15 protein-coding genes are annotated in these 13,127 nt (G+C 72.5%); 12 read left to right on the top strand and 3 right to left on the bottom strand.

All coding sequences use genetic code 11. The annotated features are described in order from the left end of the window. The first annotated feature begins 24 nt into the window (after positions 1 to 24). From VET29_RS43145 to VET29_RS43135, 3 genes are read left to right on the top strand one after another with little or no spacing between them, the layout of a single operon-like run. Positions 25 to 519 (top strand): MarR family winged helix-turn-helix transcriptional regulator, encoded by a 495-nt coding sequence (locus tag VET29_RS43145; protein WP_324933099.1) that lies wholly within the window; start codon positions 25 to 27, stop codon positions 517 to 519. Then, positions 516 to 902 (top strand): hypothetical protein, encoded by a 387-nt coding sequence (locus tag VET29_RS43140; protein ID WP_324933096.1) that lies wholly within the window; start codon positions 516 to 518, stop codon positions 900 to 902. Before VET29_RS43145 ends, VET29_RS43140 begins: the two co-directional genes overlap by 4 nt. A gap of 36 nt (positions 903 to 938) precedes the next feature. After that, positions 939 to 2,921: a primosomal protein N' gene (locus VET29_RS43135; protein WP_324933093.1), complete on the top strand. Its 1,983-nt coding sequence runs from the start codon at positions 939 to 941 to the stop codon at positions 2,919 to 2,921. 382 nt (positions 2,922 to 3,303) lie between these two features. Here VET29_RS43135 and VET29_RS43130 read toward each other — a convergent pair whose 3' ends face one another. Further along, a complete protein-coding gene (locus tag VET29_RS43130; protein ID WP_324933090.1) occupies positions 3,304 to 4,068 on the bottom strand; it encodes a hypothetical protein in 765 nt (254 codons plus the stop codon). Next, positions 4,065 to 4,640: an RNA polymerase sigma factor gene (locus VET29_RS43125; RefSeq protein WP_414636764.1), complete on the bottom strand. Its 576-nt coding sequence runs from the start codon at positions 4,638 to 4,640 to the stop codon at positions 4,065 to 4,067. Before VET29_RS43125 ends, VET29_RS43130 begins: the two co-directional genes overlap by 4 nt. Before the next feature lie 164 nt (positions 4,641 to 4,804). Here VET29_RS43125 and def point away from each other — a divergent pair, with 164 nt between their 5' ends. The 7 genes from def (at position 4,805) to VET29_RS43090 (ending at position 11,561) form a co-directional block, all read left to right on the top strand. Then, complete coding sequence (def, locus tag VET29_RS43120; protein WP_324933084.1) at positions 4,805 to 5,350, top strand: peptide deformylase; 546 nt, start codon at positions 4,805 to 4,807, stop codon at positions 5,348 to 5,350. A 4-nt stretch (positions 5,351 to 5,354) separates the two neighbouring features. Further along, on the top strand, positions 5,355 to 6,281 hold the full coding sequence (gene fmt, locus VET29_RS43115) for a methionyl-tRNA formyltransferase (protein WP_324933081.1): 927 nt from the start codon (positions 5,355 to 5,357) through the stop codon (positions 6,279 to 6,281). Beyond that, positions 6,278 to 7,717: an RsmB/NOP family class I SAM-dependent RNA methyltransferase gene (locus tag VET29_RS43110; protein ID WP_324933078.1), complete on the top strand. Its 1,440-nt coding sequence runs from the start codon at positions 6,278 to 6,280 to the stop codon at positions 7,715 to 7,717. The genes fmt and VET29_RS43110 overlap by 4 nt, the downstream gene beginning before the upstream one ends. Positions 7,718 to 7,911: 194 nt before the next feature. After that, positions 7,912 to 8,895 carry an asparaginase gene (locus tag VET29_RS43105; protein ID WP_324933075.1) on the top strand — a complete coding sequence of 328 codons (984 nt, stop codon included), beginning with the start codon at positions 7,912 to 7,914 and terminating at the stop codon, positions 8,893 to 8,895. A 54-nt stretch (positions 8,896 to 8,949) separates the two neighbouring features. Continuing rightward, positions 8,950 to 9,600, top strand: a complete 651-nt coding sequence (rpe, locus tag VET29_RS43100) for a ribulose-phosphate 3-epimerase (protein WP_414636763.1) — start codon at positions 8,950 to 8,952, stop codon at positions 9,598 to 9,600. A gap of 4 nt (positions 9,601 to 9,604) precedes the next feature. Then, a complete protein-coding gene (locus VET29_RS43095; protein ID WP_324933071.1) occupies positions 9,605 to 10,267 on the top strand; it encodes a riboflavin synthase in 663 nt (220 codons plus the stop codon). Positions 10,268 to 10,316: 49 nt separating this feature from the next. After that, the gene (locus tag VET29_RS43090) at positions 10,317 to 11,561 is read left to right on the top strand and encodes a bifunctional 3,4-dihydroxy-2-butanone-4-phosphate synthase/GTP cyclohydrolase II (protein WP_324933068.1); all 1,245 of its coding nucleotides are present in this window, start codon (positions 10,317 to 10,319) and stop codon (positions 11,559 to 11,561) included. Between the two features lie 6 nt (positions 11,562 to 11,567). Here VET29_RS43090 and tsaA read toward each other — a convergent pair whose 3' ends face one another. Beyond that, on the bottom strand, positions 11,568 to 12,011 hold the full coding sequence (gene tsaA / locus VET29_RS43085; protein ID WP_324933065.1) for a tRNA (N6-threonylcarbamoyladenosine(37)-N6)-methyltransferase TrmO: 444 nt from the start codon (positions 12,009 to 12,011) through the stop codon (positions 11,568 to 11,570). Positions 12,012 to 12,057: 46 nt separating this feature from the next. On the opposite strand from tsaA, the gene ribH reads away from it, so the two are divergent. Both ribH and VET29_RS43075 read left to right on the top strand, forming a co-directional pair. Next, entirely contained in the window at positions 12,058 to 12,555 is a 498-nt protein-coding gene (ribH, locus tag VET29_RS43080; RefSeq protein ID WP_324933062.1) for a 6,7-dimethyl-8-ribityllumazine synthase, read from the top strand. After that, positions 12,552 to 12,998, top strand: coding sequence for a PH domain-containing protein (locus tag VET29_RS43075; protein ID WP_324933059.1), 447 nt, complete (start codon positions 12,552 to 12,554; stop codon positions 12,996 to 12,998). Before ribH ends, VET29_RS43075 begins: the two co-directional genes overlap by 4 nt. Positions 12,999 to 13,127: the final 129 nt, after the last annotated feature.

Here is a 13,127-nt window from a genome sequence, read left to right as displayed (position 1 = left end):
CCATTGCGCGATAGTCTTTCCTTCATGGAAAGAACGAATGTGGTACGGGAGTTGAGTCGGGCCACGTTCGTGCTCGTGTCCGAGGCTCAGCGGGGCATGGCCAGGGCGTTCGACGCGCCCCGGGTCGGTGTGCTGCGGGTCGTGGCGGACGGGCCGCAGCGCCCCAGCGAGATCGGCGAGCGGCTCGACATGGCGCCCTCCTCGGTCACCCGCCACGTGCAGGCACTCGAGGACGCCGGTCATGTGACCGTCGAGGCCGATCCCTTCGACGCGCGCACCTGCCTCGTCGACGCGACCCCCGACGGCAGGGAGGAGCTCCACCGGCTCGAACAGCTCGGTCTCGCCGCGTTCGAGCAGGTCGTCGCCGACTGGGACGTCGACGACCTCGCCGCGCTCACCCGCCTCCTTGGCCGCCTCACCGAGGACTGGGCCGAGCGCGGCACCGCCGCCCGCCGCCCGGCCCGCCCGGGCAAGGCTCCGCGCTGGCGCTACCGCCCGAAGGAGGGGGACCAACCATGATCAAATGGGTTCTGGCCGCTCTCTCCGCCTTCCAGCTCCTCATCGCCGTCCTGCTCCTGCTCAACTGGGACGACACCGTCGAGCCCTTCACCGGCAGGGCCTTCGCACCCACCCGAGACGCGGCCGAGGGCGCGGCACTGGGGTCGCTCGGCATCCACGTCGTCCTCGCCGTGCTCTACCTCGTGCTCGCGATCAGGATCCCCGCCGGCCGCCGCGGCACCCGGATCCGCGCGACCGTCCTGCTCGCGATCACCGTCGTCGCCGGCGTCGCCACCCTGTTCACCATTCCCGACGCGACGTCGCTCAACCCGGTCGGCATCGTCCTCGCCGTCGTCGCGCTGGGACTCCTGTGGGTGCCGTCCCGCGCGAAGCACCCCCGATGACCTGCCTCGATCAGGTGTTCTGGTAGACCAGCGGCCATGACCGGCGTGCGCAAGGGGGAGATGCGGCCGGCGGCCACCCTCCCGGTCGCCCGTGTGTACGTCGACGTCCCGCTCGCCCATCTCGACCGGCCCTTCGACTACCTCGTGCCGGACTCGCTCGACGAGGCCGCCGTGCCCGGCTGCCGCCTGCGGCTGCGCTTCGCCGGCAAGCAGGTCGACGGGTTCCTCCTCGAACGGGTCGCCGAGTCCGAGTTCAACGGCCGGATGGAGTACCTCGGCAAGGTCGTCTCCGCCGAGCCCGTGCTCACCCCGGACCTCGCCGCCCTCGCCCGCGCGGTCGCCGACCGCTACGCCGGCATGATGATCGACGTCCTCCGGCTCGCGATCCCGCCCCGGCACGCCAAGGTCGAGGCCGAGCCCCCGCGGGAGACCCCCGAGAAGCCCGTGGCGCCCGATACCGCCGCGTGGGCCCGCTACCCCCGCGGACCGGCGTTCGTCGACGCACTGCGCAACGGGCGCCAGGCACACGCCGTCTGGCAGGCCCTGCCCGGCGAGGACTGGCCGGCCCGGCTGGCCGAGCTGGCCGCCACCGCCGCGGCCGGCGACCGCGGCGCGGTCCTCGTCGTGCCCGACTACCGGGACGCCGCCCGCCTGCATGCCGCGTGCGTCGAGAGAGCGGGCGAGGACAACGTCGTCGCACTGTCCGCCGACGCCGGCCCCGCCAAGCGGTACCGGGCGTGGCTGGCCGTCAAGCGCGGCGCGGCCCGGATCGTCGTCGGGACGCGCGCCAGCGTGTTCGCGCCCGTCCGGCGCCCCGGCCTGTTCGTGGTGTGGGACGACGGCGACGACCTGCACGCCGACCCGCACGCGCCGTACCCGCACGTCCGTGACGTGCTGATCCAGCGTGCCCACACCAGCGGCGCGTCGCTGCTCGTCGCCGGGTTCGCACGGACGGCCGAGGCCCAACTGCTCGTCGAGTCCGGCTGGGCGCCCGAGATCGTCGCCGCCCGTGACGAGCTCCGGAAGGCGGCGCCGCGGATCACCTCGCTGGGGGAGACCGACCAGCAGCTGGCCCGCGACCCGGCCGCCCGCGCGGCCCGCATCCCGTCCGTGGCGTTCGAGGCGGCCAGGGACGCGCTCGGGCAGGGCCGGCCGGTGCTGGTGCAGGTGCCGCGTGGCGGGTACGTGCCGGCGCTCGCGTGCCAGCAGTGCCGCGCCCCGGCCCGCTGCCGCCGTTGCGCGGGACCCCTGGGCCTGCCGACCGGGGCCGAGGCGCGCCCGCCGACCTGCCGCTGGTGCGGCGTGCCCGACACGGCGTTCCGGTGTGGCGACTGCGGCTCCCGCCGGCTGCGCGCGATCGTCGTCGGCGCGAAGCGGACCGCGGAGGAGCTGGGACGCGCGTTCGCCGACGTGCCGGTCCTGGCCTCGGGCGGCGCGGAGGTACTGAAGGCGGTCGACGACCGTCCCGCGCTGGTCGTCGCCACACCGGGCGCCGAACCGGTCGCCGACTATGGCGCCGCGCTGCTGCTGGACGGCTGGGCGCTGCTGGGCCGCGCCGACCTGCGGGCGACGGAGGAGACACTGCGGCGCTGGATGACCGCCGCCGCACTGGTCCGCGCGGACGGCCGGGTGGTCGTGCTGGCCGAGTCGGGAATGCCGGCGGTGCAGGCCCTGGTCCGGTGGGACCCCGTGTGGCACGCGAGCCAGGAGCTGGCGGCACGCACGGAGCTGGGCTTCCCGCCCGCGGTGCGCATGGCGTCGGTGGACGGCCCCCGGAAGGCGCTCGCGGCGTTCCTCGACGAGCTGAAGCTCCCGGCGTCGGGGGAGGTCCTGGGCCCGGTCCCCCTGGGCGAACCCGACCGCGACGGCAACACGGAGAAGGAACGCGCCCTGGTCCGCACCACCCGCGCCGACGGCCGCGCCCTGGCCGCCGCGCTCACCACGGCCCAGCACGCCCGCACGGCCCGGAAGGAGCCGGACTCCATCCGGGTCCGGCTCGACCCACTGGAACTGATCTAGCTGGTGCCCTGAGTCGGAAGTTCGGCGCACTTTCTCGACGGCCCAGCTTCCCGCTGGCGGCGTTGCCGAAGTCCCGAGCACAACGAGGGCGTTCCGGCGCCTTGCCAGCGGAAACCTGGATCCGCCGACAAGCACGCCAACTCAGGAGACCAGTGAGCCGCCGGAGACCTGCCCCCTGGTTCGGCGGCCCAGCTTCCCACCGGCGGCGTTGCCGAAGGCCCGAATCCAACGAGGGCCTTCTGGCGCCTTGCCAGCGGGCCTGGATCCGCCGACAAGCACACCAACTCCCGACTCAGAAGACCAGTGAGCGCCGGAGACCTGGCGGCTGGTTCGGCGGCCGAGCTTCCCGCCGGCGTGTTGCCGGTCCGTCCAGCGCGGGACGCTAACGAGGCTTTCCCATCGCCCCGACCGGCAGGATCGTCGCCGGGTCGTAGGTGAGGAAGCCGTCCGTGAGCGCGGCGCCGGCGCTGTTGCGTGCCTGGACCTCGACCTGGTCGCCGACCGCGAGCGCGCCGACGTCCATGACGAACAGCCCGTCCCGCAGGAGCGGCGGCTGGTTCGAGCGCACCTTGGCGTCCCGGGTGACCACCCAGCACTCCAGCGCGGCCGCGCCCGTCGCCACGCCGGCCAGGACACCCGCCTGCGTCAGTAACAGCCCCTCGATCCGGACGCGGCCGTCGGGCGTGCCGGCGATCGGCATCGACGCGCCGGTGGGGTCCGACACGGTGACCTTGTTCGCGCTGACCTCGCAGAACCCGGGTCTGCCGTCTTCCGCGCGGAACGCGACGATCCGGAGGTCGTCGCCTCGGGCCGCCGTGAACACCGGCTCCGGCTGCCAGTGCGGGAACTCCCGGTAGCGGACGCTGGTCGCCGCCACGTAGCCGCAGGCGCCGAGGTCGTGGTCGGTCTGCCGGTCCGGCGCGGTGAAGGTGAGCGACGCGGCGGCCGGGGTCGAGCCGGGCCGGTTGGTGGGGCTTGCCGCCAGGTGGAGGGCGCCGATGCCCGCGACCATCGCGACCACGGAGGCCGCGACGGCCTGCGGTGCCCGGTACCGGGCACGCGACCTCCCCGCGTTCACCCTCGTCCGGATGCGCTCACGGACTTCGGGGGGCAGCGTCCTGCGCGGTGGCAGGTCGAGATCGTTCATGACGGTTCCTTCAGCTTCGTGCGCAGGCGGGCTCGTGCCCGGGAGAGTCGGGAGCGGACACTGACCTCGGCGACCCCGAGCAGTTCCGCCGCGTCGGCCGTGGACAGCTCGCCGAGCAGGCACAGCTCGACCGCCTGCCGCTCGGCCCGGGGCAGCGACCGGACGGCCGCGAGAACCTCGACCATCCGCGCGTCCTCGTCGACGCGGTGGACGACGTCGTCGGCGTGGTCGGCCACGACCGTGGCCGCCGGCATGCGCCGCACCGCCCGTCGGTACCGGGTCGCCCCGCGCCACTCGTCGCGGGCGAGGTTGCCGGCGACCGTGTACAGCCAGGGCAGGGCCGAGTCCCGGACGAGGCGGATGTCCGCGCACCGGCGCCAGGCCACCAGGAACGTGCTGGACGTGAGGTCCTCGGCGAGGCTCCACGACGCCGTCAGCCGGTACGCGTGGTTCCACACCGCCTCGACGTGCCGCTCGAACAGCTCACCGAAAGCCGTCCGGTCACCCCCGGCGGCACGGGTCCACAGCTCGTGGTCGGAAGCGATGGCGGGCCCCCGGGGTGGGTTGGCGATGGTCACATCGGGAAGTGGCCGCTGCGGCGCTGACCGTTGCGGCACGCCGGGCGACGACCCGGTGGACCGATCGACCGTGTTGCCAGGCCGGCACTCTCCGTTGCCTCTTCACACGACTGAATAGACTGGCGTCCGCCGCTCACGCGAGAACCGATCGGAGCAATGTGACCGTCCAGCCCATCCGCCTCTTCGGCGACCCCGTGCTGCGCACTCCCGCCGCCGCGGTCGTCGACTTCGACAAGGAGCTGGCCACCCTCGTCAAGGATCTCTGGGACACCATGGAGGACCAGGACGGCGCCGGGCTGGCCGCGCCGCAGCTCGGTGTCGGCCTGCGGGTCTTCACCTACCACTGCGACGGGTTCGCCGGCCACCTCGTCAACCCGACCTGGACCTCCGTCGGCGACGAGACCCAGCTCGGCGAGGAGGGCTGCCTGTCCATCCCGGGCCAGTACTGGGACTGCGTCCGCGCGAAGAACGTCGTGGCCAGGGGCTGGAACATGCACGGTGAGCCGGTCGAGATCGAGGGGACCGACCTGCTGGCCCGCTGCCTGCAGCACGAGACCGACCACCTCGACGGCGTCCTGTTCCTCGACCGGCTCGACGCCGATACGCGCAAGGCGGCGATGAAGGCCATCCGCGAGTCCGACTGGTTCGACGGCGGCGTGCCCACGATCAAGCAGAGCCCTCACTCCCTGTTCGGCGGTGCCTGAGTAGATGCGGTTGGTATTCGCTGGCACGCCAGAGGTCGCCCTGCCTTCGCTGCGGGCGTTCCTGGACTCCGACCGGCACGAGGTCGTCGCCGTGGTCACCCGGCCCGACGCGCCGGCGGGCCGCGGGCGTCACCTGGTGCGGTCGCCGGTCGGCGCGCTGGCCGACGAGCACGGCATCGAGGTACTCACCCCGCCCAAGGCGTCCGACCCGGCGTTCCTGGACCGGCTGCGCGAGCTCGAGCCCGACGCCTGCCCGGTCGTCGCCTACGGGGCCCTGTTGCCGCAGAAGGCGCTGGACATCCCGCCGCACGGCTGGATCAACCTGCACTTCTCGTTGCTCCCCGCCTGGCGCGGCGCCGCACCGGTGCAGGCCGCGATCCGGCACGGCGACGAGATCACCGGCGCCAGCGCGTTCCGGATCGTCAAGGAGCTGGACGCCGGGCCGGTGTTCGGCGTGCTGACCGAGGCCATCCGCTCCGACGACACCGCGGGCGTGCTGCTCGACCGTCTCGCCGAGGCGGGCGCCGGGCTCCTGTTGTCCACATTGGACGGTATCGAGGACGGCACCCTGCTGGCCGTCGAGCAGCCGGCCGACGGCCAGAGCTACGCCCCGAAGATCGCCACCGAGGACGCGAAGCTCGACTTCACCGCCCCTGCCATCGCGGTGGACCGGCTGGCCCGCGCGGTCACCCCCGAACCCGGCGCGTGGGCGGAGTTCCGCGACGAGCGGATCAAGCTCGGCCCGGTGAAGCGGGTCGTGGCGGACGGGCTCGCACCCGGGGAGCTGCGGGTGGAGCGCAAGCGAGTACTCGCCGGCACGGCGACCGACCCGGTCGCGCTCGGCGAGGTCCAGGCACCGGGCAAGAAGCGGATGGCGGCCACCGACTGGGCGCGAGGGGCGCGAGTAGAACCAGGAGAGCGGCTGAAGTGACCCAACCACGACGGCGCCCGGCGAGGTTCTCCCGGCCGCGGACGCCACATCCGCCCAAGCAGCGGTCGGGCCCGGCGAGACCGCCGGTCGACGACCCGGCCCGCCAGGCCGCGCTGGACACGCTGCGCGAGGTCCGCGCGCGGGACGCGTACGCGAACCTGCTGCTGCCGCAGATCCTGCGGGAGCGCCGGATCACCGGCCGGGACGCGGCGCTGGCGACCGAGCTGGCGTACGGCGCCTGCCGGTGCATCGGCCTGCTGGACGAGGTGCTGGCGGCCTGTGTGGACCGTCCGTTGGCCAAGGTGGAACCGGCGCTGCTGGACGTGCTGCGGCTGGGTTGCTACCAGCTGTTGAGGACCCGTATCCCGTCGCACGCGGCCGTCGCGTCCACTGTGGACCTGGTGCGGGCCGAGCACGGCTCGCGCAGCAGCGGCTTCGTGAACGCGGTGCTGCGCAAGGTGTCCGAACGCTCCGAGGAGGAGTGGATGGACGACCTGGCGCCGGACCCCGAGGAGGACCGCATCGGCAACCTCGCCATGCGGGAGGCCCATCCGCGGTGGGTTGCGCGCGCGTTCGCCGACTCGCTGGGATCGATGGGTGACGAGCTGAGGTCCGCCCTGGCCGCCGACAACGAGCGGCCCGCGGTGCACCTGGTGGCCAGGCCGGGGGAGATCACGGCGGAGGAGCTGGCGGCCATGACCGGCGGCGAGGTCGCGCCGTACTCGCCGTACGGGGTACGGCTGCCGGCCGGCGCGGGCGACCCGGCGGGCCTGGACCCCGTGCGTGAGCGGCTGGCGTCGGTGCAGGACGAGGGCAGCCAGCTGTGCGCGGTGGCGCTGACGAGGCCGCCCGTCGAGGGCTCGGACGAGCGCTGGCTGGACCTGTGCGCCGGCCCGGGCGGCAAGTCGGCGTTGCTGGGTGCGCTGCTGGGCATCCAGGGCGGCCGGCTGGACGCGGTGGAGAAGGCCCCGCACCGGGCACGGCTCGTGGAACAGGCGACCGAGGGCCTGCCGATCGTGGTGCATGTCGGCGACGGTCGTTCGCCGGCGGCGTTGGGGCTGGGCGCGGAGACGTTCGACCGGGTGCTGGTGGACGCCCCGTGCACGGGCCTCGGCTCGCTGCGGCGGCGGCCGGAGGCCCGGTGGCGCCGGCAGCCGTCGGACGTGGGTGAGCTGACGAAGCTGCAGCGGGAGCTGCTGCTGACGGCGGTCGAGCTGACGAGGCCCGGCGGCGTGATCGGCTACGTCGTGTGCTCCCCGCACCTGTCGGAGACGATCGGCATCGTGTCGGACGTGATCCGCAAGACCGGCGTGACCGCACTGGACGCCCGCGAGTCGTTCCCGGACATGCCCGACCTGGGCGCCGGCCCATACGTCCAGCTGTGGCCCCACCGCCACGGCACCGACGCGATGTTCTGCGCCCTACTCCAAAAGTGACCAACGACCCCCACCCGCGAGTCCCGCGTTCACCCCTACCGAGTCCCGCGTTCGCGCATACCGAGTTGCGGTTTCGTGCTGATCTTGGCCCGGGCCGTGTGCACGAAACCGCAACTCGATGTGTCTGAACGCGGGACTCGCTATGTTTGAACGCGGGACTCGCGGGTTTGGGTGGGGGGTCGTAGCGTCGGGGGGTGTCGATCTCGGGGTATGTCGCGGTTGTGTCGATGGGTGGGACCATTGCCATGGCGCCCAGTGCCAGTGGGGGGATCGTGCCGGCGCTCGGGGCTGACGACCTCGTCGCCTCGGTGCCCGGGCTTGCCGAGCTGGACGTGAAGATCACCACGGAGTCCCTGCGGTCCCTGCCCAGTCCTTCACTCGGGTTCGCCGATCTCGTCGCGCTCTCCAGGCGGGTTCAGCAGGAGATCGCCAAGGGTGCCACCGGTGTCGTGATCACGCACGGGACCGACACCATCGAGGAGACCGCCTTCTTCCTCGACGTCACCGTCCCGGCCGACGCGCCCGTCGTCGTCACCGGGGCCATGCGGCACCCGCACTCCGCCGGACCCGACGGTCCCGCCAACCTCTACGCAGCCATCCGTGTCGCGCTCTCGCCGAACGCCCGCGGCCTCGGCGCCCTCGTGGTCATGTCCGACGAGATCCACGGCGCCCGGTTCGTCCGCAAGTCGCACACCAGCAGCACCGGCGCCTTCGTCTCGCCCGGCTTCGGGCCCCTCGGCCTGCTCGTCGAGGGCGACCCGCGCATCCGCGGCGCCGCACGCATCGGCCTCACGCTCCCCGCCGAGGTGGGCGACGTCCGCGTCGGGCTCATCACCGTCGCCATGGGGGACGACGGCGCGCTCCTCCGGCGCGCCGGTGACCTCTTCGACGGCCTCGTCATCGCCGGGCTCGGTGCGGGACACGTCCCCGCCGCGATGGTGCCGGTCGTCGCCGAGCAGGCCGCGCGGGTGCCGGTCATCCTCTCCACGCGGACCGGCGCCGGCTCGGTCCTGCGCCACACCTACGGCTACCCGGGCTCCGAACGCGACCTGCTCGACCGCGGCCTCATCCAGTCCGGCTTCCTCGACCCCGCCAAGTCACGGGTGCTGCTGACGCTGCTGCTCGCCGCACATGCCGACAGACAGCGGATCGCCGAGGCGTTCGACCTCTACCGGTGAGGCAAGCAGCGCCCTACCGGGGGGTAATAGGCTCGTGCCGTGCCACGAGAACCCATGATCGCGCCCAGCATCCTCGCCGCGGACTTCGCCCGGCTCGCCGAAGCGGCCGACGCCGTCAAGGGCGCGGACTGGTTGCACGTCGACGTCATGGACGGGCACTTCGTCCCCAACCTGACCCTCGGCCTCCCGGTCGTCGAGGCGATTCTCAGGAGTACCGAGATCCCCGTCGACTGCCACCTCATGATCGACGACCCCGACCGGTGGGCGGTCGGCTACGCCGAGGCCGGCGCCCACAACGTCACGGTCCACGTCGAGGCCGCCGCCGACCCGGTCAAGATCGCCCACGACCTGCGGGCCGCGGGGGCCAGGGCCGGCCTGTCGGTCAAGCCGAGGACGCCTTTCGAGCCGTACGTGGAATTGCTGCGGCACTACGACACGTTGCTCGTGATGTCGGTCGAGCCAGGGTTCGGCGGGCAGGAGTTCACCCCCGCGGTGCTCGACAAGGTGCGCAGGGCCCGGCAGCTGGTGGACGCCGGGGAACTACGGGTGCTGGTGGAGATCGACGGGGGCATCAACTCCGACACGATCGAGCAGGCCGCCGAGGCCGGCGTCGACTGCTTCGTCGCGGGCTCCGCGGTCTACGGGGCGGAGGACGCGGCCAAGGCGGTCGAGGCACTGCGGGAACAAGCCAGAAGGGCGATGTAGACAGGTGTTCACGGGGATCGTCGAGGAACGCGGCGAGGTCGTCGCCGTCCAGGACCTGCCGGACGCCGCGCGCGTCACCATCGCCGGCCCGCTCGTCACCAGCGACGCGCGGCTCGGCGACTCCATCTCGGTCAACGGCGTGTGCCTGACCGTCGTCGAGGTGGCCGACGGCGCGTTCACCGCGGACGTCATGCGGGAGACGCTCGTGCGCAGCAGCCTGGACAAGATCACGCCGGGTGAGCCGGTCAACCTGGAGCGCGCGGCCGAGGTCGGCAAGAGGTTCGGCGGGCACATCGTCCAGGGCCACGTCGACGGGACCGGCGTGATCCTGTCGCGGGAGACGTCCCCGCACTGGGACCTCGTGCGCGTCGGCATCCCGCATCGGCTCGCCCGCTACCTGGTCGAGAAGGGCTCGATCACGGTCGACGGGGTCTCGCTCACGGTCGTCGACGTGGTGGACACCGAGAACGGCGCCGAGTTCAGCGTGAGCCTCATCCCGGAGACCCTCCGCGCCACCACGCTCGGTGTCCGGGCCCCCGGTGACCGGGTCAACCTGGAGGTCGACGTGGTCGCCAAGTACGTGGAGAGGTTGGCCGCGCCACACTTGGCGGGCAACGGGCCCGCGGCGGAGGAGAATGGCGTTACGGCGGAGGAGGCGGGGTCATGAGCGGAGCTTGCGAGGCGTTCCGGCGCCGCGGAGCGGGCGAGGGGGCGTAATGACCGACATCGAGGGTGTCGAACAGGCGATCTCGGACATCGCGGCGGGACGACCGGTGATCGTGGTCGACGACGAGGACCGCGAGAACGAGGGCGACCTGATCTTCGCGGCCGAGAAGGCCACACCCGAGCTGCTGGCGTTCATGGTGCGCTACACCTCCGGGTACATCTGCGTGCCGCTGACCGAGGCCGACTGCGACCGCCTCGACCTGCCGCCCATGTTCCACACCAACCAGGACCGGCGCGGCACCGCGTACACGGTCACGGTCGACGCGCGTGAGGGCGTGTCCACCGGCATCTCCGCCGCCGACCGGGCCCGCACCATCCGGCTGCTCGCCGACAGCAAGTCCGTGGCGGGCGACTTCACCCGTCCCGGACACGTGGTTCCGTTGCGTGCCAAGGAGGGTGGCGTCCTGCGTCGCCCCGGCCACACCGAGGCGGCGATCGACCTCGCCGTGCTGGCCGGCCTGCGGCCCGCGGGGGTGCTGTGCGAGATCGTGTCGCAGAAGGACGAGGGCGACATGGCCCGCCGCGAGGAGCTGGAGATCTTCGCGGCCGAGCACGACCTGACGATCATCTCGATCGCCGACCTGATCGACTACCGGCGGCGCAAGGAGGTGCAGGTCGTCCGTGTCGCGGAGGCCCGCATCCCGACCGCGCACGGCGCGTTCCGCGCGGTCGGCTACGACTCCAAGCTGGACGGCATCGAGCACATCGCCCTGGTCTACGGCGACATCGAGGGCGGCGAGAACGTGCTGGTCAGGGTGCACTCCGAGTGCCTGACCGGCGACGTGTTCGGGTCACTGCGGTGCGACTGCGGCCCGCAGCTGGAGGCCGCGCTGGCCGCGGTCGCCGCGGAGGGGCGCGGCGTGGTGCTGTACATGCGTGGGCACGAGGGCCGGGGGATCGGTCTCATGCACAAGCTGCAGGCCTACCAGCTGCAGGACGACGGCGCCGACACGGTGGACGCGAACCTCATGCAGGGCATGCCGGCGGACGCGCGGGACTACGGGCAGGGTGCCCAGATCCTCGTCGACCTGGGCATCAAGTCGATGCGGCTGCTGACGAACAACCCGGCCAAGCGTGTCGGCCTGGACGGCTACGGCCTGACGATCGTCGACCGGGTGGCGCTGCCGATCCGCCCGAACGCCGAGAACCTCCGCTACCTACGCACCAAGCGCGACCGCATGGGTCACGAGCTGGGCGACCTGGAACTGTTCGAGAACTCCACCAACCAGGCCTGACACGGCCTAGCGATCGCCGAGCGCGGGCTTGACGTCCACGATCGGTGTGCCGTCGACCGCTTCGAGGTCGCGGACGCGCAGGCGTGGCCGCCCGGTCAGGAACCCCGCGTGCGCGGTCATCGTGGAGGACGGGATCTGCACGCCCATGATCCGGACCCGGTGCAGCCCGACCGGGTTGGGGCGGTCGGCGGAGCGGGTGCTGAACACGCCGGTCAGCGGGTTCTTCCTGCTGTCCCGCGGGTGGACGGCCAGTACGTCCCGGTCCGCCTGGTGGAGCCAGGTCAGCACGATGATGTCGGTGCCGACCCGCAGGTCGGCCAGGCCCGTCGCCATCTCCGGGCGGAACACCAACCAGGCCTCGGGCGCGCCTTCGCGCCCCTGCTTCGGCGCCCTGGCCCGGTCGGTGAGCGGAGACTCCACGTGTCCGATCGGGTTGAGCTGGTAGGTCACGAAACCCTCCTTGGGTGTCACGCAGGGTGGGGAGGATACTGCCGGTGTGAGTGGTGAAGGCCGTCCCGAGGTCGAGGTTCAGGAGTGCGAGGGCATCCGCCTCGCCATCGCCGCCACGCGGTGGCACGAGAAGATCACGTCGACGCTGCTCGATCGTGCCCTGGCCGCTGCGGCCAAGGCGGGGATCAAGGAGCCGACCGTGGTTCGCGTCCCCGGCGCGGTTGAGCTCCCGGTAGTCTGCCAGGCCCTTGCCAAGCACCATGACGCGGTCGTCGCCCTCGGTGTCGTCATCCGCGGTGGCACTCCGCACTTCGAGTACGTGTGCGACGCCGTCACCTACGGCCTGACCCGCGTCTCCCTCGACGAGTCGACCCCGGTCGGCAACGGTGTCCTCACGGTCAACGACGAGCAGCAGGCACTGGACCGCTGCGGCCTGCCGAACTCCAAGGAGGACAAGGGGTTCGAGGCAACCGTCGCCGCGCTCGACACCGCGTTGGTCGTGCGGGGACTGCGCCAGCCCTGGATGGATCGGGGTTTCGAATGACGAGCCCGACCTACACGGCCCGTCCGCACAAGGCCCGTGTCGTCGCCGTCGCCGTCGCCGCGGTGTTCGTCGTCGCGATGACGACCGTGGCGATCCTGTTGCGTGGCTCGTCGACCGGGGTGCATTTCTACCTCTCCGACCAGATCGCGATGGCGGGGATCGGCCTGGTGCTGGCGGCCGCCGCGCTGTGGTTCGCCCGTCCCCGCATCCGCGCCGACCACGACGGCGTCGAGGTTCGCAACATGCTGGGCACCCATCACTACGGTTGGACGGACATCGAGTCGGTCAGCTTCCCCGACGGCTCGCCCTGGGCCCGCCTCGAGCTGCCGGGCGACGAGTACGTCCCGATCCTCGCCGTCCAGGCCATCGACGGCGAGCACGCCGTCACCGCGATGCGGGAGCTCCGCCGCCTCCGCCGCGAGGCGACCACCGAGTCGCGCTAGCGCCGGCCGGGTCGTCGAGGTCGGCACCGCCGAGGAACACCGGAACTCGTTGCACCCGAACGTGTATGGCGCGCGGGGGCCGTTGTCGGCGACCGTGCGGCCATTCGGGGCTGACGTGACTGAGTGCAA

This window comes from Actinophytocola sp., assembly GCF_035634895.1.
GTDB lineage: Bacteria > Actinomycetota > Actinomycetes > Mycobacteriales > Pseudonocardiaceae > Actinophytocola.
The sequence above is the reverse complement of the archived record's forward strand: the minus strand, read 5'-3'. Positions and strand labels throughout refer to the sequence as shown.

Bases quoted from the DNA above. Each gene is read 5' to 3' on its own strand.
- VET29_RS43145 (WP_324933099.1), top strand. From the start codon at position 25: ATGGAAAGAACGAATGTGGTACGGGAGTTGAGTCGGGCCACGTTCGTG.
- VET29_RS43140 (WP_324933096.1), top strand. From the start codon at position 516: ATGATCAAATGGGTTCTGGCCGCTCTCTCCGCCTTCCAGCTCCTCATC.
- VET29_RS43135 (WP_324933093.1), top strand. From the start codon at position 939: ATGACCGGCGTGCGCAAGGGGGAGATGCGGCCGGCGGCCACCCTCCCG.
- VET29_RS43130 (WP_324933090.1), bottom strand. From the start codon at position 4,068: ATGAACGATCTCGACCTGCCACCGCGCAGGACGCTGCCCCCCGAAGTC.
- fmt (WP_324933081.1), top strand. From the start codon at position 5,355: ATGCGGTTGGTATTCGCTGGCACGCCAGAGGTCGCCCTGCCTTCGCTG.
- rpe (WP_414636763.1), top strand. From the start codon at position 8,950: ATGATCGCGCCCAGCATCCTCGCCGCGGACTTCGCCCGGCTCGCCGAA.
- VET29_RS43090 (WP_324933068.1), top strand. From the start codon at position 10,317: ATGACCGACATCGAGGGTGTCGAACAGGCGATCTCGGACATCGCGGCG.
- VET29_RS43075 (WP_324933059.1), top strand. From the start codon at position 12,552: ATGACGAGCCCGACCTACACGGCCCGTCCGCACAAGGCCCGTGTCGTC.